Here is a 20,534-nt window from a genome sequence, read left to right as displayed (position 1 = left end):
ATCGTGGGTACGACAGACCGTTTGTCCCAACCTGTTTAACCGGGAAACATTAACCGCGTAGGCGGTGTTACTTTTAAAATCCGTTCGTACAGCCTGAGGAAATGTCAGAAAACAACAATAAAAATCCAATGATGCCACGCGGAGGAAGTCGTAAGCCCAATTTTCAGGGCTGGATCGTCGCTCTGCTGATTGCCGCGATACTGGGTATCACATTTTTTAACAAGAGTTCGGCCGTGCGCGAAATATCGCAGAAGCGGTTTGAACGCATGGTCAAGGACAAAGAGGTGGCGGACGTGATCGTGGTCAATGACCGCATCGCTGAAGTATCGCTGACGCAGCAGGCTGCTCAAAGCCCGAAATACCGGAACATGTTTGCCGATAAGCCGTATTTCGGCACCAACCATGGTCCACACTTTCAATTCCAGATTGCCTCGGCCGAGTCGTTCAAGAAAGACCTCGATCAGTTGCAACAGGGAGTCGCGGATAACGAGAAGGTTGATCTCAAGTTCGAGAGTCGAAACGACATAGGCAGTATGATAAGCACCTGGGGTTTCCTGATTGTGATGATCCTCGCCATGTACTTCCTGCTCGGCCGGATGTCGGGTGCTGGTGGCCCTGGTGGCCAGATTTTCAACATCGGCAAGTCGAAAGCGGCTCTGTTCGACGCTGAAAATAAAGTACGAATAACGTTTAATGACGTTGCCGGTCTGGACGAAGCCAAAGAGGAAATCAAGGAAATTGTCGACTACCTGAAGAATCCAACCAAGTTTACCAAGCTTGGCGCGAAAATTCCGAAAGGTGCTTTGCTAATTGGCCCCCCGGGCACCGGTAAAACCCTGCTGGCGAAAGCCGTTGCGGGTGAAGCAGGAGTGCCCTTCTTCTCGTTGTCGGGATCGGACTTCGTTGAAATGTTTGTCGGGGTAGGTGCGGCTCGTGTTCGTGACCTGTTTAAGCAGGCGAAGGAGAAAGCTCCCTGTATCATCTTCATTGACGAAATCGACGCCGTTGGCCGGTCGCGGGGACGTGGTGCTATGCCGGGTGCCAATGACGAACGGGAGAACACGCTGAACTCACTGCTGGTAGAGATGGATGGTTTTGCAACAGACTCCGGGATCATTATCCTGGCGGCTACCAACCGTCCCGATGTACTTGACTCTGCGTTGCAACGTCCGGGCCGTTTCGACCGTCAGATCAGCATCGATAAGCCGGACATCATCGGCCGGGAAGCGATCTTCCGGGTACACCTGAAACCAATCACACTGGCTGCCGATGTCGATCCGAAAGAACTGGCGGCACAGACACCGGGTTTTGCCGGCGCTGAAATTGCCAACGTTTGTAACGAAGCTGCGCTGATTGCTGCCCGTAGCGACAAAGAGTCTGTCGGTATGGATGATTTTCAGGACGCTATGGACCGGGTTATCGGTGGTCTGGAGAAGAAAAACAAGATCATTTCGCCGGAAGAGAAAGAAATCGTTGCCTACCACGAAGCGGGTCACGCCGTTACAGGCTGGTTCCTTGAGTTCGCTGATCCGCTCGTGAAAGTTACGATTGTACCACGTGGTGTTGCCGCTCTTGGGTATGCCCAGTATCTGCCCCGCGAACAATACCTGTATCGCACCGAGCAGCTTATGGACGAAATGTGCATGGCGCTGGGTGGTCGGGCGGCTGAAGATCTGATCTTTGGTAAAGTATCGACGGGTGCGCTGAGTGATCTGGAGCGGATTACAAAGCTGGCGTATAGCATGGTCACCATGTATGGCATGAACGACAAAATCGGTAACGTCTCGTTCTACGATTCGAAGCAATCTGACTACGCGTTCAACAAGCCTTACTCGGAAGAGACGGCCAAGCATATTGACGAAGAAGTTCGCAAGATTGTGGACATCGCCTATACCCGCACGAAAGACATGCTGACCGACAAGCGCGAAGCACTGGAAATTATCGCTAAAGAACTGTTGTCGAAAGAGATTCTGTACCAGAACGACCTGGTTCGGCTGATCGGTAAGCGTCCGTTCGAGCGCGAAACAGTGTATCAGGCTTACAAGAATCGCGGTGTTGCTGAAGAGGTGAAAGAGGAAATTGGTAAGGAAGCCAAACCTGAAGAAACCGAGCCACAGGAAACGACACTGCCTATCTAGGTAGATTAGTTAACAACAAAAGAAGGCCCCGCTACTGTAGCGGGGCCTTCTTGTTTTAGATCGGTTTGGCCTATCGCTTACCCAACTCGATCACTTGCATGTCCTGCGTTTTCTGCTCGTTCAGCGTAAACCGGACGGCCGTTCGAACAATATGAAACCCCGTTTTGCCAGCCGCGCCGGGGTTGACAAACAGCATATTCTGCATGGTCGGGTCGCGGACGACTTTGAGAATATGCGAATGACCGCACACCAGTATGTTCGGCGGATTCAGCTTCAGATTCGGCCGGATAATCGGGTTGTATCGGGGCGGAGCACCGGCGATATGCGTCATCCAGATGTCGAGCCCTTCGAGTGTGAAGCGCAGGTGCGATGGCATTAAATCGTCCTCGTGGTCAATGTTACCGCATACGACTCGTAATGGTTTAAATGCACGCAGTTGCGTCAGTACGTTCTGGTCCCCTACATCACCGGCGTGCCAGATCTCATCGCAGGTATCGAAGTACCGGAAAAGCTGGTCGTCAAGGTAAGAATGGGTATCTGAAAGCAGACCGATGCGAGTCATAACAATATTATCAGGCGCTAAGAATCTGGTCTTTCATTTCCGACCTGATTCGTTTTTTGTCAATCTTACCAACGCTGGTTTTAGGTATTTCGGTTACAAAAAGAATATGATCGGGTAGATACCACTTGTTGAGATGACCTGACTCGATACGCTCATGCAACGTTTGCCGAATACCATCGGTGGTTAAGTCGAAGCCCGGCTTCTGTACAATCAGGGCATTCGGGCGTTCACCCCAGCGTTCATCGGGTAGACCTACAACGGCCACTTCGCCGACACCGTCAAGCTGGGAAATCAGGTTTTCGATATCGAGCGACGATACCCATTCGCCCCCGGTCTTGATTACGTCTTTGGTTCGGTCTGCGATCAGGAGCCAATAATCGGGTGTCATGCTGGCCACGTCGCCCGTGTGTAGCCAACCACCTTTCCACAGGTCTTTGCTTCGTTCGGGGTCTTCGTAATAGCCCTGCGTCATCCAGTAGCCCCGCGTTACCACTTCACCCAGCGAGTGACCATCGTGAGGAACAAAATTGCCGTCGTCGTCCATTAACCGAATGTCGACAAAAGGGGCTACCCGGCCTGTCCGTGTCCGGTAGTCAACCTGTTCATCGATGGGTAGCGGACGTTCGCTGTCGTTGAGTTGCGTGAGCGTCATGATCGGCGCTGTTTCCGACATGCCGTAGCCCTGATATACCTGTATGCCCAGGTCGAGTGCGGCTTTGGCTAACCCTTTGGTCAACGCAGAGCCGCCGACGATTACTTTCCAGCGCGACAGGTCGACTTGCTTCGCAACCGGGCTGTTTACCAGCATCGTCAGTATAGTTGGTACACAATGTGACAACGTAACGCCTTCTGTCAGGAGCAATTTCAGCAATATTTCCGGCTCATACCGGCCGGGATACACCTGCTTGGCCGACAGCATCGTGGCCAGAAAGGGAAAGCCCCAGGCATGCACATGAAACATGGGTGTAATGGGCATGTACACGTCCGCAACGGAGGTGAACGGCACCGCCTGATACCCGCAGACGAACGTGCTCAACCCCATGGTGTGCATAAATAGTTGCCGGTGCGAGAAATACACCCCTTTGGGGTTCCCCGTCGTGCCTGTCGTGTAGAACGTTGTCGCCCAAGTGTTTTCGTCAAAATCCGGGAAGTCGTACTCGTCAGACTCAGTTCGCAGTCCCGCTTCGTATTCACAACTGAACCCGGCGGGGAGTTGAGCGGTTGCGTTCAGGTTCGTGTAGACGTTGTCGGACAGAATGACATACGTTTCAACCGTTGTCAGCTGCTCGTTGATCGCGGTCAGAATGGGCAGGAAATCTTCGTGGATTAGTACAACCTTATCCTGCGCGTGATTCATTGTGTACAGAATCTGCGCGGGTGATAACCGGACATTGACAGTGTGCAACACCGCCCCCATGCTCGTCACGCCAAAAAAGCATTCCAGATACCGATGACTATCCCAATCCAGTACGGCTACCGTATCGCCGGGTTTTACGCCCAGCTTGGTCAGTAAGTTTGCCAGACGCCGGACCCGCTTGTTGAATTCGACGTAGTTCATGCGGAACAGATCGCGGTACACAATTTCGCGGTGTGGTTCGTAGCGAAGCGACTGTGCCAGTAAGGTTTTGATTAACAGAGGTGGTTCGACAGCTTCGGGTGTACGGGGGATTAGTTTGGTGGTAATCATCGAAGTAGTAATTCAGATGTAAGAATTCGAAGATAAGATTGCCCGTTTGAAAGGCAAAAAGGCCGTAAAAAGAAAAGCCGTGTCAGGACATGTGGAAGACCTCGCGTAGCGGCACACTGACGGGCGAGTTGTCGGCGTTGACATCCATTAGATCAGCCATGTAGGCCCACCAGCGTTGTACGATCTCGGTTTGTCCCAACGCTTGTGATGATTCGCCCGCAACGGACTGAACGGCAAACAGCATGTCGGTCGGTTCGTCCAGAAAAATGCGGTAGTCGCTGATGCCGCTGTCGCTCAGAAGAGTCAGTAGTTCAGGCCAGATCTCAGCATGTCGACGCTGGTATTCGGCCTGACAACCCGGCCGGAGTTTCATTCGGAAGGCAATAACAGCCATAAAAAAGTAGGTTTTGACAAAGCACGTCAGTCAACAGTCGTGCTTTGTCAAAACCCAGGGTATGCGCTATTCTACCGACGACTCGCCTTTAGTTGAGTCGGATAGTATCGCGTTTAGGTTTGCCCAGTGGAATAGACACACCGAACGAACGGGGGCTGGAAGGTGGAGCCGTGCGTTTACGTTGCCCGTTTTTGTTGAGCGGTTCAGCAGCTGCGCTCGGGTTCGGCGTCGACTGCATCAACGTGCCGGGGGCCGACAACGGTGAGTCAATACCCGGTGGCAGTACTGGCTGCGCTCCGTTCGTAGGTGGTTGCCGACGGGTCGTTGTCGAGTCAGCTTGTTGTCCATAAGCCGATAGAGCGGCACAGAACAGAACAGAAGCAAGGAGCAGGCGCATGGCTATCGAGTACGTATAAGTTGGTGAATACATAACCGCTGTGCATCGATAGTGTTGCGATTGTGTAGCCTGGACCCGCGTCGGCGGACCGTTCCACGTCCGGGTGGGCGCGCCAGCGGCCAATAAAGCTACCGCTATCAACAGTTGCCCTGACGGGCACCCGGACCTGGAGGTCCAGGCTACACCGATTGCCGGCGCGGGTCCAGGCTACACCGCTAGCTACAACTGCTTGCAGAGGACGTAGTAGTTCGCGTCGGCTGTGATTGACTTGACGTTGGGCATCGTCGCTGTCTGCCACTGCGCGGTGGGTTTCAATAACTGGTTCGGACCGTTTTCATTCGCACATATGCGGACGGGCATCGCGAAACCGGGAACTGTGTTGGCCCATCGATACTGAAAGCCCGTTGCCGTGAGTCGGTATTCCAGCACCGGAATTTTGGTCGTCCGTAAGTACTGGTCGAAGACGGGTTTCAGATTAAGGCCCGATTGCTGAATCATGAAGTTCTCGATCTGCGCGGCCGTAACCGTCTGGTGGTAGAACGTCTTGTTCATGCCCCGTAGCAGTTGCCGCCACTTATCGTCGTCGCCTACCAACTGCCGGATCGTATGCAGCATGTTGCCCCCTTTGTAATACATATCGCCCGACCCCGATCGGTTGACGTTGTAGGTGCCGATGATAGGCCGGTCGTTGCGAATAAGGGCGCGGCAGCCGATCACGTACTGGGCTCCGGCGGGTTTACCGAAGTAGTACTCCGTAAACAGGCTTTCCGAGTAGTTCGTAAAACTCTCGTGAATCCACATGTCGGCCACGTCGCGGTAGGTAATGTTGTTGGCGAACCACTCATGCCCTGATTCGTGAACGATAATGAAATCCCAGAGCAGGCCTAGTCCTGTCTGCGACAGGTCACGGCCTTTGTAGCCATTGCGAAAACCGTTGCCATACGTTACCGAACTCTGGTGTTCCATACCTAGGTAGGGCGCTTCGACCAGCTTATAACCATCCTCGTAAAACGGGTAAGGGCCAAACCAGTATTCGAACGCTTTCAGCATGCGTGGTACCTCGCGGAACTGCCGACGGGCCGAATCACCGTGCGTAGGCAACGCGTAGTAATCTACCGTGAGCGGACCTTTCTCGCCATTGTAAACTTCCGACCAATGCTCGTAATGAGCGATGTTGAGGTTGACGCCGTAGTTGTTGATCGGGTTCTGTACGTACCAGTTGAACGTGCGGGTGTGGTCGTTGTTGGTCGTAACGTTACGCAACCGACCGTTCGACACGTCCATCAGGTCTTCTGGTACGGTTACGCTGATCGCCATTGAGTCGGGTTCGTCGTAGAGGTGGTCTTTGCAGGGCCACCACGAACTGGCACCCAGCCCCTGATTGGCCGTCGCGATGAACCAGCCGCCTTTTTTGTCCCGCGACCAGACGAAGCCGCCATCCCAGGGGGGGAGTTTGGCAACGTGGGGCTTTCCGGTGTACCGCACAAGCAGGCGCTCCTGCCGACCAACCTCCTGCGGCTTGGTCAACGTGACAAAGTAAGCGTCGCCATCCTGCCGGAAGGGAAGCGACTTGCCATCCTGCTCGACACTGACCATACGCATCGGCCGTTGCAGGTCGATCTGCATGCGTTGCATGGGTTTCAGTACCTTGTATCGAATCTCGTTCGAGCCGGTCAGTGTGCTGTCCGTTGGGTCAACGCGGACGCTGAGGTGGTAAAATTGTAAATCCCACCAGGCACGCTCAGGCGTGATCGAACCGCGTAGTGTGTCGTCGTGGGTAAACTCATATCGCTGCGCCTGAACATGCGTCAAGCTGAGCAGGCAGGCGGTTATGAAGGCAAAAACCAGTTTCATGCGCGTACGGGTAGGTTAGTCGGTGGTGACTGTCGCAGACAGTAGTGATGCTGTTGTGGCGCTTTGCGAAAACTAAACTGATTTTTGTCATCCCGACGCAGGAGGGATCTTCGAAAAAGGAGAATTTCAACTAGTTACCGAAGATTCCTTCTACGTCGGGATGACAAAAAAACGTCACTACAGCGCTATCGAGCGCCCGGCGGGCAGTGCTGTTTCAGGTAGTTGGTGTATAGTGTCCGCAGGTGCTGATTGGTACCGGGGCCTTCCGAAATACCATGCGACCGGTTCGGGTACGGCATGATCTGAAACTGCTTGTTATACTTCACCAGCTCGTTGATGAGCACCTCGGCATTGTCGTAATGCACGTTGTCGTCGCCCGTACCGTGGATGTAAAGCAGGTTGCCGCGCAGATTCTTGGCGTAGGTGATGGGCGAGCCGGCTACAAAGTCCTCCAGATTCTCCTGGGGCAAGCCCATGTACCGTTCCTGATAGATGTTGTCGTAGAATAACTGGTTACCCACAGCGGCAATGGCGATACCTGTTTTGTAGATGTCGGGGTATTGGAACAGTAGGTGCAGCGTTGTCGAGCCGCCACCACTCCAGCCCCAGACGGCCACCCGGCTGCTGTCCAGATACGCATGCTGACTCAGCAGTTTACGCGCACCCATCGCCTGGTCGCGGACGTTCAGCCGACCGATCTGGCGGTAGATCGACTTGCGCCAGGCGGTCCCTTTCAGGTTTGGCGTTCCCCGGTTATCAAGCGCGACATAGATGTAGCCTGCTTTGGTGATGTCGCCTTCAAACAGGCGGTTGGTGCCGACCGAGAACACATCATCGACGGTGCTGCCCGCCGGTTCGCCATAGACATAAAAGACAACCGGATATTTCTTCGTACTGTCGAAATCGGCCGGGCGGGCCATCCAGCCGTTCAGCGTTACGTTATCGTCGGTGGTCAGCGTGAAGAACCGAACGTTCGATTTATCGATGGGTTTGGCGTTGGCGGCAATGCTACTCTGCGCGTTGACGGGCGTATGCGCGGGCAGGTTGATCCATTCGCGGGCGGGCGGGGTCTGGTAGCTGCTAAAGCCGTGCAGGGCCAGCTTCCCACCGGGAGACAATGTATAGGTATGCGTTCCGGCCAGGCCCATCGGGGTTACGCGGGTCGCCTTGCCTTTGCCGTCGAGCCGGGTACGGTACAGATACCGTTGCAGCGGCTGATCGGGTGAGGCTACGAAATACACCTGCTTGCCGGGCTCATCGACCAGTTCAACCGAAGCAATGTCGTAGTTGCCGGGCGTCAGTAGCGTTTCCTGCTTGCCGTCGGCGCTGATGCGGTAAATGTGCCGCCAGCCGTCTTTTTCCGATACCCACAAAAACGACTTGCCCCCGTCGAGCCACTCCCAGCCGCTGGGATCACCGTCGTTCCAGCGCGCTTTCGAATCGATCCAGGTTGTGCTTGTTTCGGTATGAATCGGGTTGGCTGCGCCCGTCGTCGGATTGCAAACGAACACCTTGCTTTGGTTTTGCTTGCGGTTTAGCTGCTCCAGAATAACCGAACTGCCATTGGGAAACCACTCCATCCGGGTCAGGTAATGCTGCCGACTGTCGCCGGGAATGGCCAGCCAGCGTGTTGGCCCGCCCGTCACCGACACGATACCGGCGCGGGTCGGGGAGGGGTCCTGCCCAACTTTAGGGTATTCTACCGGAATGACGTATGAATAGACCGAGTCGGTCGTGTTGAGCATCAGATAGTCGCGAATCTTGCTGGCGTCGACCTGCCAATAGGCGATCTGTTTGCTGTCGGGGCTCCACCGGAAGCCGTCGCGGCAACCGAATTCTTCTTCGTACACCCAGTCGAAGGTACCGTTGATCAGCCGGTTGGTGCCGTCGGTTGTCAATGGGGTGACGCGACCCGTGGCTACGTCTTCCACGAAGAGGTTGTGCTCGCTGACGTACGCAACGAGTTTACCATCGGGCGACAGTTTGGCGAACATCAGCGACTGCGCCGGACGATCTTTGCCGACCTGCCGCAACTGTCCGGTTTTTCGGTCGAGCAGGTAGTAGTCGCCCCGCGTGTTGTAGCGCCACACACGGGCTGTGTTGGTATACACCAGGACGGTGTTCGTATCGGCCGATAAAGCAAAATCCGTAATCTGGAGCGGCCGGTCGGTGCCGGGCTGCTTCAACGGCGTACCACTCAGGAAAGGCGTTTTCTGACCCGTGCGCATGTCGTTGCGCGAAATCATACCGGGCTCAGCGGTCAGTAATGTGTTGCCGTCGGGCGTCCAATGGGGTTGGCGGCCGGGTATCTGTGCCTGCGCTGTCAGGGTAGTCAGCAGAAGGGCTGCGGCTACGAATCGTGTTTGGCGAAAGGGGTTAGTCACAAACAAAACTGTATCAGGATGAAGAATTGACAAAAATACGTGCTTTTACGGCCCGAATCGGTAGAATAATGATGAGAGGTAGTATCAGTTTGCTAAAGTCTGCACCGAGAAAGACGCGACCGGAACGAAGTCGTAAAAATGTAACGGGTAGTGGCACTCAGCTAGACGGTATGCGTTGTTAGCTATACGGGACTGTGGTCATTCGCCCGTAACTTTGTGTATGTCGCTAGTCTTTGCATCCCTGAATTCGGGGAGTAATGCCAATTGTTATTACGTCGGTAATCAGGAGGAAGCCGTATTGGTCGATGCGGGTCTGTCGTGTTCGCAGACCGAGTTTCGCCTGCAACGGCTGGGCCTGGACCCGCGCCGGATTCGGGCCATTTTTGTCTCGCACGAACATACCGACCACATTCGTGGCGTAGCCCGGCTGGCCAAGAAGTACGGATTGCCCGTCTACGTAACGCCGAAAACGGGTCGGCAACTGGCAGGACTTGATCAGAAACTGGCCGTGCAAACGCTGTGCGACGACGCACAGATTCAGGTCGGTGCGTTGCAGGTGCGGGCGTTCGCCAAATACCACGACGCTGTCGATCCGCTGAGTTTCGTTATCAGTCAGGATGGGGTTAACGTGGGGGTTTTTACGGACATCGGTACCCCCTGCGACCGGCTGGTGTACCATTTCCGGCAGTGTCAGGCGGTGTTTCTCGAAGCCAATTATGACGAGCAGATGCTGGAGTTCGGTTCGTATCCGTACTACCTCAAACAGCGCATTCGGGGTGGGCATGGTCACCTGTCGAATCAGCAGGCGCTCGACCTCTTTCTAACCCATCGCTCGCCCGACCTGTCGCACGTTATACTGGCACATTTATCCGCGCAAAACAATTCGCCACAGGTTGCCCACGATCTCTTCCGGCCGCATATGGGCGCTACCCGCCTGACCGTCGCGTCCCGACTCAGTGAAACGCCGTTATTTTCGGTGTAGCTGTACTGACCAGTGGTGCAACAGCAGTTGCGGGCCGACTTATGCCGGACCGTGAACGGCGATACACCGTGTAACCCTTTGACGGTGCCGGATCATGCGTATCAGATCCCGCATGGTTACGTTGGTCAGTTCCTTAAACTTATGGTGTAGATGCACCCGGCTGATGCCGATCCTGGTCGAAATTAGTTCGACAATCCAGTCCGGATTTTACCAGGTTTTTAGTCAAGACACTGCCTGCGGCATTGGCGTTTACAACGAGCCACGTTTTCCGGTAATGAACTCATTAGTTTGACGTTCCACCAGCCTTTAATTCCTCAAGGGCTTTTTTCGCACTTAGGCTGGCAGGGTCAAGAGCGAGCGCAGCAGCGTAACTGCGTACGGCTTCGGGGAGCTTGCCTGCCTTGCGATAGGCTTCGCCCAAACTGTCATGTGTGTTGGCCGATCGAGGGAATAGCTGAACCGCCCAGCCAAAAACCGCAATGGCGTCATCAAGGCGACCGGCGCGGAGGAATTTGTAACCCAGTCTATTAAATGCGTTCTCGCTCAAATCGTATTCGTGTCGTTGCGTGCCCAGACCCTGATAGGCCGCCAGCATGGCCTGGGTACCCTCGCGATAGGCGATAGGGGTGAGTAAATCGTCCAGGCTACGGGTAGCCAGCTGCATTGGCTTACCATTGAGCACTTCCATCAAGTCCTGACCCATCTGGACGACCAAGGCTCCCTGCCAGAAATTGTCGAGGATGATGACGCAGTCCTGGTTCGGCTCCGAACGCAGATAGTAGCTTTGATAGCCGGGCACACTCCCGGTATGCGAGACAACGGGCAGGCTGCGGCCATCGGGCAGCGTCCACTGCCCCACGTTCCAGCCAAAACCATAGTCGGCACTGTGCGCCTGAAGCATGAGCGCCCGCGTTTCCGGGCGAAGGAGCCGGGAGCCGTACAGCGCACAATCGAATCGGAAGAGGTCATCGACCGTGCTGTAAATGCCAGCCGCTGCGAACGAAACGCTGGAATTAATGGCGGCTGGATGTTCGAGTACGCCTGCGGGCGAACGTAAATAACCAAGCGCCAGCTTTGGCACTACATCCCGCTCCGCAAAGAGACCGCTTGCTGTCATGCCGGCCGGGCCGAACAACCGTTGCTGAAGGGTGTCGATCAGTTTCTGCCCGGTAACGCGCTCAATAATGACACCCAGTAAATAAAAACCGTTGTTATTGTATCGAAACCTGAGGCCGGGTTGTTCGAGTAATGTGGGCTTTATCCACTCGCGGGCAAAGTCGAGTGGCGCGTAGCTTCGTCGGGCCGCCGTCTGATACCAGCCATCGTCGTAGCGAGCAGGCAGGTCAGCCAGGCCCGAAGTGTGACTGAGCAACTGCGCTACCGTTACGGGCGCTGCATCCGTACCGCCATACAAGTCGGGCAGATAAACGCCGAGGGTCCCGTCTAGTTTCAGGCGACCCTGCTCAACGAGCTGCATCACCAGCGTCGCGATAAGCGGTTTGCTCAGGGAGCCAATCCGATACCGTCCATCCGGGCCGTTCAGAACGGACCATTCCGCATTCGCCTGCCCATAGGAACCGCGAAAGAGCACCTTACCACCCCGGGCAACAAGCACCGTTCCGTTGAAACCCCGCTGCCTGGCATAGCTATCGACCAACTGACGAAAATCGGGTTGTCTCTCACGCGCAAACGCGGGTCGTGCGAAGGCGAGTTGACAGGCCAGGATGATGCAGGTGAAAGCAGGAATTCCCATAAATCAGTTAATAACGTGGTAAATCAGTCTGGAGCAGTGCGTAAAAACCAGACGGTTCCACGACGTGACTTTAAAAGGCGGTGTCTGTGTAGCGTAGTTTAAAAGAGATGTAAGCCGATATCACTTCGTTGCATTGATTGGTAAAAAATCAATTGTCGTGTGGGGCAGAATGCCGCTGAATGGCAGGTTCCTGGATTGGGTAGATTAGAAAAGCAGAACGTGGCCCTGCATTGCTGCCGAGCCACGTTCTGCCGTCAAGGAGATGATAATTAGAGTTTAAACGAGATCCCCGCGTTTACCGAATAGTCAGCGAACGCAGCATCGCCCCGCACGAACGTACCCGTCCGCTCTGAATTTTCTTTGTCCGTTACGCTTTGCGTGCGGTTGCGCACCAAGGCTATCGGTACGGTCAGGAAAAAGCCCAATTTGCCGGCGGAGTAGTTCAGGCTCGGTTCAATACTCCAGACGTAGCCGGGTCGGCGAAAGTCGCCACTGCCGCCGATCAGATCGTAAACCGGAATCCCTTCCAGCCTGGCCCCTAGCGCGACCGACAGTCCGCGTGTAACGCTGTTGACGGCATAGCTGACCCCTCCGCGTACCATGTACTGATCGGGAACGCTCATGATGGCTTCATTGGCAAGACGCGGAGTCAGCGTTTCCCGGTAGGTGCGCACACCGTTTTGCTCGCGGGGGTTGACGAGGTAGTAGAGGTTGGCATAAACACCAAAGCTGCGCGTCAGATTATAGTACGTGTTTGCCTCAACGGTAAAGCCCGTACCACCGTCGCCAAGCTGTATCGACTGGTCCACCGGGCGTAATTCTCTGGCTCCGTTCGCACCTACGTTGTAGAAGTAATCCTGATAGTCATAATCGCCGGTTGGCAGCTTTATGCCCAGGCCAAGCTGAATATTACCGCGCGTACTGACGGCGGGATCGAACAGCCAGTGATAAGCGGCAATGCGTAGGTCACCGACGCCAAACGAATGCGTGCTATGACGCTGGTTGAAGTTGTTTGTGCCATTGATCAGACCATGCTCATACAACGACGAGCGAGTATTTGAGATGATGGGAAGGTCGATCATCAGCGACCAGCGATCATTCAGTATACGGGTCAGGTTAATGTCCAGCACAGCGGTATGGTTGATTACCTCCGTGTGATTCAGAAGCCGATCCTTATTTTCGACATCTCCGGAGTAATGCCGGAACGATTTGAAATAGCGTCCGCTCGTAGTAAGCACCCATTGCTTATGCTGGTTGCTGTCGGCATGGGCCAGCATACAGGCGTTACCCGTACTGCGGATCGCTACGCAACCCTGGGCCAAAATTTTAGCAGGTAAAAACGACGCTAGCACGAAAGCGAGCGCGTGGTAAACGTATTTTTTCATGATTGATTGACAGTCAGTTTTCGAAACAAACCCGCTACTGTAGCCAAATGGGGGCGACTACTGGGTAGCGACCCGGTCTTGTTTCGTAGTACAATAATTGATTGATCGCAGTGATTCTGTGTCTGGTAGCCAGGAGCCAGACGGGTGGCAAAGGCTTTTCAACGCAGCCCGGCGGTAGGCTGCTAAGCGAGTCACAAACAGAAGATTGAACCTGTTTATCAGTGAACCAGCCAGCATCGACGCGGCCGTTCGTACTGCCCGGTCGTGGTGGTGGCAACAGATGCTCCGCCTACGCGAGGTACATACCCTCGCATGCCGATTGGTCCTGGACGTTGCTGCGCAGTGTTCGAGTCGGCTAGGCCAATAGCAAATCCCGGCTAGAACCGTTTGCGGTTCTGTTCCCTTCTCCGGCTAGGTTTGACCTGTCCTGACTACTTGAGCAATGAAAATGAGCTGCTTATTTCTGGCGGGGGCGAGCCGACTGGCAGGGAACGGAACAAAAGACTGATTACGTCACTGACTGGGGGCGCTGCTTGGGCGCGTAGCGAAACAAGAAACAGAAACGCAGTGCGGACTGGCGGGTCGTATTCCTGCAACAATAATTTCAACACCTGATTTACACGTTTCTGCGTACCCCCTGCATCCGCCAGATGGTTCTTGAGGAACGACAACAGATCTGCCTCCCAGAACGCATGGCGATCAAGCTCGATACCGGCAATGTAGAGCGTATCGTTCTGAATGTTCAGGCTGACGATGTCGTAATAGTGATTGCGGTACGTAAATCCGCCGGCGGTTGTTCGTGTGATGGCTGGTTCCGCCTGGGTAGAATCAGCGAGCGGAATCTGAAATTCGATCAGACTATCGGTCGTATGGTACACGGCCAGTCGCTCCATCAACGTAGTCTCTTCCTGCCACCAGCTACTGACTGCCGCTATCCCGTAGCCCAGGACATGGCAGAGTAACAGAATGAACAAACCGATGGAAACGACTTTCCGCATGTGCAGTGATACCCCGAAGGTGTAGCCGGGGGCAGATTTACCACTAAAGGAGCATGAGCCGTTTTCGCTACTGTTCGCCAACCCGCAAACACATAAAGCAGCACTGACAAAGCCCGGCGTTCAATGCATTTACGAAACCGCCAGTTGGTGCAACCAGACGGTACGCAACGATAGCCGAAGGATTTAAGCTCTGTTCGCTCCGTGAAGCCTCCATTTCCTCCGTGTTTAGAAAAAACTTTCCGCATCGGTAAAATATCCGAACGTCTTGTCACGACTATACGGTAAAGCGGCAAACGAACGGGTGCGCACCTGATACCGACGAGTTGGTTTGTTGGCCGCTGTTGAACCATAAACAAGCGAACAAAAATGAATATGTGGCGTATAGGCGGGCTGGTACTGGTTGCCGGACTGGCCCTCTTTCTCATAACTGTTTTACTAAAACTGCTGCTGGTTGCTGTGGCGGTGGGCCTGCTGGTGCGGGTCGTTGGGGTTCGGCTGGCGAGTCGGCTGTTTGGCCCGATTGGCCGGGGCGGCTTGCAGGCGAGCTCAGTCATTGCCATCGATAATCCGGCGTATCGAACGCCCGTACAGCGCATGTCGTATGATCGGGTCATTCAAATCGGCTAATCTGCCAACATCAGTAAACACACATACACACAAAAAACAGAGACACAGTCATGGTTAACAAGCAAGGATTTCAGTCGGACTATAAAGGAGGTTGCGGATCAATGGGGCGCGGACGGTGGGGACGCGGTAACTTCGGGAAGTTCTGGGGCGGTCGTATGGCTGCGTTTGGTCAGCCACCGATCAACATCGAAGATACCGATGCCGCATTTACGATTTCGCTTTACGCAGCCGGTCTGAACAAAGCAAACGTAACGCTGGCCGTCAAAGACGACGTACTGACGATTGCTTATCCGGGTTCGGAACAGCCCGGTTCTGCATCGACTGATAATGGTTACACCTATCAGGAGTTTAGTCCACGCGGTTTCGAACGGCAGTTTCAACTCAACGGTAAAGTACTGGTCGACCAGATTTCGGCCACCTATACCGATGGCGTTCTGACCGTGACGCTGCCGAAAAACCCGGAAACAAACAAGCCCGCGCAGTCGATCACCGTCGGGTAGCACGTGTAGCCTGAGTGTGTAGCCTGGACCTCCCGGTCCGGGTGCCCGTCAGGGCAACTACGCAAAGCGGCAGCTAATTGGTCGCTATCGCGCCCACCCGGACGTGGACGTCCAGGCTACACACTCAGCTTACACGAAAAAAGCCAGCTCACCAACGTGGGCTGGCTTTTTGTATGACAGACATACTGATCGGCGAAACGCGAAACTATTCGGGTAAAATAGTACTTTCGCCATCCTTTGCTTACCACGGCGTTTCGGAGCCGACGAGGTGCGCTGGCAGCCTAAACCGAGCTTTTTTGACATGAATGGACAAGCGGCTATCGACTTTATTGAGCAGACAGACGGCCAGAAACTGAAATACGCGTTTGCCGACATCGACGGTGTACTGCGTGGAAAAATTATCAGCAAACAGAAGTTCCGCGACGGCCTGACCGATGGCTACGGGTTCTGCGACGTGGTCTGGGGCTGGGACTGCACCGACGCGCCCTATGACAATGGCTCACTGACCGGCTGGCAGTCGGGCTATCCTGATGCACCTGTCCGGCTCGATCTGAGTACGCTGCGGCAGGTGCCCTGGGAGGCCAACATACCGTTTTTTCTGGCTGATTTCAGTCAGCCCGGTGATACACCCGATTGGCCGGCCTGTCCGCGCAGTCTCCTCAAACGCATTGTGGCCCAGTGTCGCGATATGGGATATCATGCCGAGTATGCGCAGGAGTTTGAGTGGTTCAATTTTCGCGAAACGCCCCAAAGCCTGCAACAAAAAGGCTTTCGGAATCTGGAGCCGCTGACGCCGGGCATGTTCGGCTATTCGATGCTGCGCCCATCGCAGGAAAATGCCTTCAATAACGACCTGTTCGACGGCCTGACTAATTTCGATATTGCCCTGGAAGGGCTACACACCGAAACCGGGCCGGGCGTCTATGAAGCGGCTATCCTGCACGATGAGGTTGTCCGGGCGGCTGATAAAGCGACGCTGTTCAAGACGGCGGTCAAGGAAATTGCGTATCGACACGGCATCATCGCGACGTTTATGGCTAAGTGGAACGCCGATCTGCCGGGTTGCAGCGGGCACATCCACCAAAGCCTGTGGACACCCGACCGCTCGAAAAACCTGTTTTTCGATGCTGACCAGCCAAACCGGATCAGTGCGTTGATGCGGCAGTTTATCGCGGGGCAACTGCACTGCCTGCCGCACATTACGCCCATGTTTGCGCCGACGGTAAACAGCTATAAACGACTGGTCGAAGGAGCCTGGGCACCGACAACGGTAACCTGGTCGCTCGACAACCGGACGACGGCGCTGCGCGTGTTGAACCGAAATGAAGCGTATACCCGCGTCGAACACCGGGTGTCGGGCGCTGATACAAATCCGTATCTGGCGATTGCCGCTGCGCTGGCGTCGGGGCTGTACGGTATCCGGCATCAACTGTCGCTCGACATCGACCCGTCGACGGGTAGCGGCTACACCGACAGGCAGCACGGTGTGTTGCCCGGCAATCTGGCCGAGGCCACGCAAAAAATGGCTAATTCGCCGATTGCGGTCGACCTGTTCGGAGCCGATTTTGTCGACTATTACACCCGCACCCGCGACTGGGAAGCCCGGCAGTATGCGCGGCAGGTCAGCGACTGGGAACTGAAGCGGTACTTTGAAATTATCTGATTATGCGTCTAGTTGATTATCCAACAATAATACGGGCGGCCTGGGCAGGCTTCGATGCATCGGTATCGATTCAGTCGATTACCGACATCAGCGCGAAAGTGTCGACCAACCACGTGTTCAAAGTGACCTTTGACGATGGGAATTCAATCATCGCCAAGCTGTCGTATTTCGGATCGTACGAACAATTCGTTGAGGATCACCGAATCATCAATGCGCTGTCCAACAATCTGTTATATCCTTTCGAGAATGTGCTGGCAAAGTCGCTGCTACGTGACGGACAGGTGTACACGTATCGGCACAAAGACGGGTTTGTCGATGCATGGGTCGTTTTTTACAACCCCATCCGGAGTGTATCCAAGCTTCCCCGGCGGCTGAATGATGCGCAGATCCGGCGACTGGGCCGGGAAATTGCGCTGTTCCATAAAGCCTGCTCGCGGGTCAGCACGGTACTGCCCAAATCCTCGAAAACAATGCGTTCCGACATCTGGGATTTGCTCGACTTCCTTGATTCGGAAACGGGGCAGTTCGAGCACCGGATGCACATCGATGAACTCCGGCAGCAGTGCGACATTTTTCTGCAAAACCGGCAGCGGCTGGTAGCCGGATCGGTTGAAACCATGCCCGTCTTCGTCGACTGGAACATCGGGAACTTCTCCGTAACGGACAGCCTCGAATTGTACTCGCGCTGGGACTACGACTGGTTCCGCATCAGTTACCGGGTGCTCGACTTTTATTTCTTCAGCCGTGTCGTGTCGGACATTGGCGACCGGACTGTATTCAGCTACCATATCGGTCCGCTGATGGAAGACCGCTTTATCATGTTCCTGCAGGAATACCATAAAGTGTATCCGCTGACGGAGAACGAAATTCGATTCTTACCCGAAGCGTACCGCTTTTTCCTGCTCAATTACGTCATCAAATATGGTCGCTATTTCTTCCACCGGACGTACGCGATCAAGTTGCAACGCGAAGCCTACGAGCTGCATTTTCCGTCGATCGACACCTTCGACGTCGACAAGCTACTGCGGGCATTGAATCTGTGAGGAGTGCGTTTTTGACAGTAGCCCACTGTCAGGAACTGTAAACCGTAAACTACAAACTGTAAACCGTACGAATGGATCTGTCTTCGTTTAAAGCCGTCGCGGCTAACTATAAATTTGTCTTTTTCGACGCATTCGGGGTGTTGAAAAATGCGGAAGGGATTCTGCCGGGTATTCAGGAGACGTTTGACTGGCTTCAGAGCGAAGGCAAAGAGTTCTACGTGTTGACCAACGATGCGTCGCGTAGCCCGGTACAACTAGCCGAGTCGTATTACCGACAGAATTTTTTCGCCATCACGCCCGATCGTATCATTTCGTCGGGCATGCTCGCCCGCGACTACCTTGATCTGAAAGTGCATCACGGCACGGTAGCGTATCTGGGTACGGCCAATTCGGCACACTATCTGGAAACGGCTGAGCTGAAAACATTGCCGATCAGCGAGGTTGATTTGAAAGACGTGGCAGACATCAACGCACTGGTGCTGCTCGACGATGAAGGGTTCGACTGGAATAATGACATTACCAAAACTGTCAACCTGCTGCGAAAGCGCAATATTCCGGTCATCGTCGCCAATACCGACGCGACTTACCCGACGTCGAAAACGCGCGTTTCCATTGCCATCGGTGCGGTCGCCCGAATGATCGAATCGATTGTTGGTAAGCAGTTTATCAACTTCGGCAAGCCCGACGCGCAACTGTTTATGTTCGCCTACGAGCGAGTACAGGAACTGGCAAAGGGCATTACGCGCAGCGACATCCTGATGGTGGGCGATACGCTGAAAACAGATATTCTCGGCGGTAATAAATTTGGACTGGATACGGTACTCGTCCTCACCGGCAACACGCAGCCCGACGATGCCGAACTGCTGATTCGCAGTACGGGTATTATTCCAACCTATGTCTGCGACTCGATCGTCGGGTGATGTACTACCTGTTGATCGAACGATTTCAGTGGTGTCAGGTCCCTGACCTGACACATTCCAGGGCGAAGCAAAGGGCTGGCGCGTATGTGTCAGGTCAGGGACCTGACACCACTGAACGTCTGAGGACAGAAATAAAGATATATACCTAAGCAAACGAGCCGCGCAGTTAGAAACTGCGCGGCTCGTTCGGGTTAACAGGGTATTGCTATGCGTACGATCCCTTGCCGTTATCGGGCTTGTCGACGTTGCGGTTGGGGTGCGTCATCGGTGCGTTCTCGGCGGGCTCGTCGCCGTTCATGTATTCCTCTTCCAGATTGTCATTAGGCAAGGCGTCTGCCGGTAATGCGTCATCCGGAAGCTGACCGCTAACCCCGCTGTCGCCTTCTGCGGATTGATTGGCCAGCCCATTAGGTGAAATGGCCTGCCTGGCCCGGATGATGTCTTCTTTGTCTTCGCTTTCCATGATCGTTGAGTTTATAGGTAATGCACTGGACTACTTGCGGGTAGTTATAACGGTTGGTCCGGCGGGATATTCAACGTCGGCGTTGTCTTCGGCGGAGACAAATACCACATCTGGCTTCGATACGGCCGTCGCAGTCATCTTGGCTTCCAATGCCCGACCAGCCGGGCTAAGCTGCCCCAGCTTGCGAACTGACCGATCGCTTGATTCCATCCAGACCAGGTAGGTGTTCTTGGGCGGATCGAGGTTTTTCGCCGGTGCCAGATTCGCTACGTCGACGTTGACGATGTAGTTCGAATTTTTGTCTTTCTTAACGCGGACGTTACCACTAACGGCAGGGGCTACGGTCGAGTTAAGAAAAGCCATTTTAGGGGTGCATGCCTGAAGCGATACAACCGCCATCAGGGTAACGGTGAGTGTGCGGAGTGGTTTCATGATTTTATCTGTTGCTGACTAGTAAACCGGAGAAATACCGGAGTGTTTAGTCCCGTTGCGCAGCTACAGCCATTTGCCGGGGAGCGGAGCGTGCAGCTACGGTGCCTGTTAAAGAAAAGGCTGACGGCTACGGGGTATCATACCTCGTAGCCGTCAGCCTTTTCCAGTGGATGAACTGGCTAATCAACGCATGGAAACGGTATCGCGTAGTATCTGTACGTAGCCTTTGAAGACCTGTGCGGGCGCACCCCGGTCCTGCACCGCGTAGCGCACCGTCGCCTGGTAGTAGTACAAGCCGCTGGGCAACTCCGTGCCGTCGCTCGACCGACCGTCCCAGTTCAGACTCCCCGTC

At 54.6% G+C, this 20,534-nt stretch carries 18 protein-coding genes; 7 read left to right on the top strand and 11 right to left on the bottom strand.

Annotated elements, in window-relative coordinates; all coding sequences use genetic code 11:
* Nucleotides 1–101 precede the first annotated feature (101 nt).
* Nucleotides 102–2,138: an ATP-dependent zinc metalloprotease FtsH gene (ftsH, locus tag CLV58_RS10775; protein WP_106137818.1), complete on the top strand. Its 2,037-nt coding sequence runs from the start codon at nt 102–104 to the stop codon at nt 2,136–2,138.
* Nucleotides 2,139–2,208: 70 nt separating this feature from the next.
* On the opposite strand, the gene CLV58_RS10770 is transcribed toward ftsH, so the two are convergent.
* From CLV58_RS10770 to CLV58_RS10745, 6 genes are all read right to left on the bottom strand, one after another.
* On the bottom strand, nt 2,209–2,700 hold the full coding sequence (locus CLV58_RS10770) for a metallophosphoesterase family protein (protein ID WP_106137817.1): 492 nt from the start codon (nt 2,698–2,700) through the stop codon (nt 2,209–2,211).
* Nucleotides 2,701–2,710: 10 nt separating this feature from the next.
* On the bottom strand, nt 2,711–4,387 hold the full coding sequence (locus CLV58_RS10765; protein WP_106137816.1) for a fatty acid--CoA ligase: 1,677 nt from the start codon (nt 4,385–4,387) through the stop codon (nt 2,711–2,713).
* A gap of 82 nt (nt 4,388–4,469) precedes the next feature.
* Nucleotides 4,470–4,781 (bottom strand): L-rhamnose mutarotase, encoded by a 312-nt coding sequence (gene rhaM, locus CLV58_RS10760; RefSeq protein WP_106137815.1) that lies wholly within the window; start codon nt 4,779–4,781, stop codon nt 4,470–4,472.
* 88 nt (nt 4,782–4,869) lie between these two features.
* Complete coding sequence (locus tag CLV58_RS10755) at nt 4,870–5,178, bottom strand: hypothetical protein (protein ID WP_146141407.1); 309 nt, start codon at nt 5,176–5,178, stop codon at nt 4,870–4,872.
* A gap of 219 nt (nt 5,179–5,397) precedes the next feature.
* Nucleotides 5,398–7,032 carry a M1 family metallopeptidase gene (locus CLV58_RS10750; protein ID WP_106137813.1) on the bottom strand — a complete coding sequence of 545 codons (1,635 nt, stop codon included), beginning with the start codon at nt 7,030–7,032 and terminating at the stop codon, nt 5,398–5,400.
* A gap of 185 nt (nt 7,033–7,217) precedes the next feature.
* Complete coding sequence (locus CLV58_RS10745) at nt 7,218–9,278, bottom strand: S9 family peptidase (protein WP_106138004.1); 2,061 nt, start codon at nt 9,276–9,278, stop codon at nt 7,218–7,220.
* Nucleotides 9,279–9,636: 358 nt separating this feature from the next.
* Here CLV58_RS10745 and CLV58_RS10740 point away from each other — a divergent pair, with 358 nt between their 5' ends.
* Nucleotides 9,637–10,398, top strand: a complete 762-nt coding sequence (locus CLV58_RS10740) for an MBL fold metallo-hydrolase (RefSeq protein ID WP_106137812.1) — start codon at nt 9,637–9,639, stop codon at nt 10,396–10,398.
* 283 nt (nt 10,399–10,681) lie between these two features.
* On the opposite strand, the gene CLV58_RS10735 is transcribed toward CLV58_RS10740, so the two are convergent.
* The 3 genes from CLV58_RS10735 to CLV58_RS10725 all read right to left on the bottom strand — a co-directional run bounded on the left by CLV58_RS10735 (nt 10,682) and on the right by CLV58_RS10725 (nt 14,534).
* Nucleotides 10,682–12,151 (bottom strand): serine hydrolase, encoded by a 1,470-nt coding sequence (locus CLV58_RS10735; protein ID WP_106137811.1) that lies wholly within the window; start codon nt 12,149–12,151, stop codon nt 10,682–10,684.
* 269 nt (nt 12,152–12,420) lie between these two features.
* Nucleotides 12,421–13,536: a hypothetical protein gene (locus CLV58_RS10730; RefSeq protein ID WP_106137810.1), complete on the bottom strand. Its 1,116-nt coding sequence runs from the start codon at nt 13,534–13,536 to the stop codon at nt 12,421–12,423.
* A gap of 431 nt (nt 13,537–13,967) precedes the next feature.
* The gene (locus CLV58_RS10725) at nt 13,968–14,534 is read right to left on the bottom strand and encodes a hypothetical protein (RefSeq protein WP_106137809.1); all 567 of its coding nucleotides are present in this window, start codon (nt 14,532–14,534) and stop codon (nt 13,968–13,970) included.
* Between the two features lie 372 nt (nt 14,535–14,906).
* On the opposite strand from CLV58_RS10725, the gene CLV58_RS10720 reads away from it, so the two are divergent.
* The 5 genes from CLV58_RS10720 (at nt 14,907) to CLV58_RS10700 (ending at nt 19,287) form a co-directional block, all read left to right on the top strand.
* Entirely contained in the window at nt 14,907–15,161 is a 255-nt protein-coding gene (locus tag CLV58_RS10720; protein WP_245882298.1) for a hypothetical protein, read from the top strand.
* A gap of 50 nt (nt 15,162–15,211) precedes the next feature.
* Nucleotides 15,212–15,661: an Hsp20/alpha crystallin family protein gene (locus CLV58_RS10715; RefSeq protein ID WP_106137807.1), complete on the top strand. Its 450-nt coding sequence runs from the start codon at nt 15,212–15,214 to the stop codon at nt 15,659–15,661.
* Nucleotides 15,662–15,962: 301 nt separating this feature from the next.
* Nucleotides 15,963–17,324: a glutamine synthetase family protein gene (locus tag CLV58_RS10710; protein ID WP_106137806.1), complete on the top strand. Its 1,362-nt coding sequence runs from the start codon at nt 15,963–15,965 to the stop codon at nt 17,322–17,324.
* Nucleotides 17,325–17,326: 2 nt separating this feature from the next.
* Complete coding sequence (locus tag CLV58_RS10705; protein ID WP_106137805.1) at nt 17,327–18,367, top strand: aminoglycoside phosphotransferase/kinase family protein; 1,041 nt, start codon at nt 17,327–17,329, stop codon at nt 18,365–18,367.
* 71 nt (nt 18,368–18,438) lie between these two features.
* Complete coding sequence (locus CLV58_RS10700) at nt 18,439–19,287, top strand: TIGR01459 family HAD-type hydrolase (RefSeq protein WP_106137804.1); 849 nt, start codon at nt 18,439–18,441, stop codon at nt 19,285–19,287.
* Nucleotides 19,288–19,492: 205 nt separating this feature from the next.
* Here CLV58_RS10700 and CLV58_RS10695 read toward each other — a convergent pair whose 3' ends face one another.
* Entirely contained in the window at nt 19,493–19,750 is a 258-nt protein-coding gene (locus tag CLV58_RS10695; RefSeq protein WP_106137803.1) for a hypothetical protein, read from the bottom strand.
* A 30-nt stretch (nt 19,751–19,780) separates the two neighbouring features.
* Entirely contained in the window at nt 19,781–20,182 is a 402-nt protein-coding gene (locus CLV58_RS10690; RefSeq protein ID WP_106137802.1) for a hypothetical protein, read from the bottom strand.
* Nucleotides 20,183–20,534: the final 352 nt, after the last annotated feature.

It is taken from the genome of Spirosoma oryzae (genome assembly GCF_003002825.1).
Lineage (GTDB): Bacteria > Bacteroidota > Bacteroidia > Cytophagales > Spirosomataceae > Spirosoma > Spirosoma oryzae.
The sequence above is the reverse complement of the archived record's forward strand: the minus strand, read 5'-3'. Positions and strand labels throughout refer to the sequence as shown.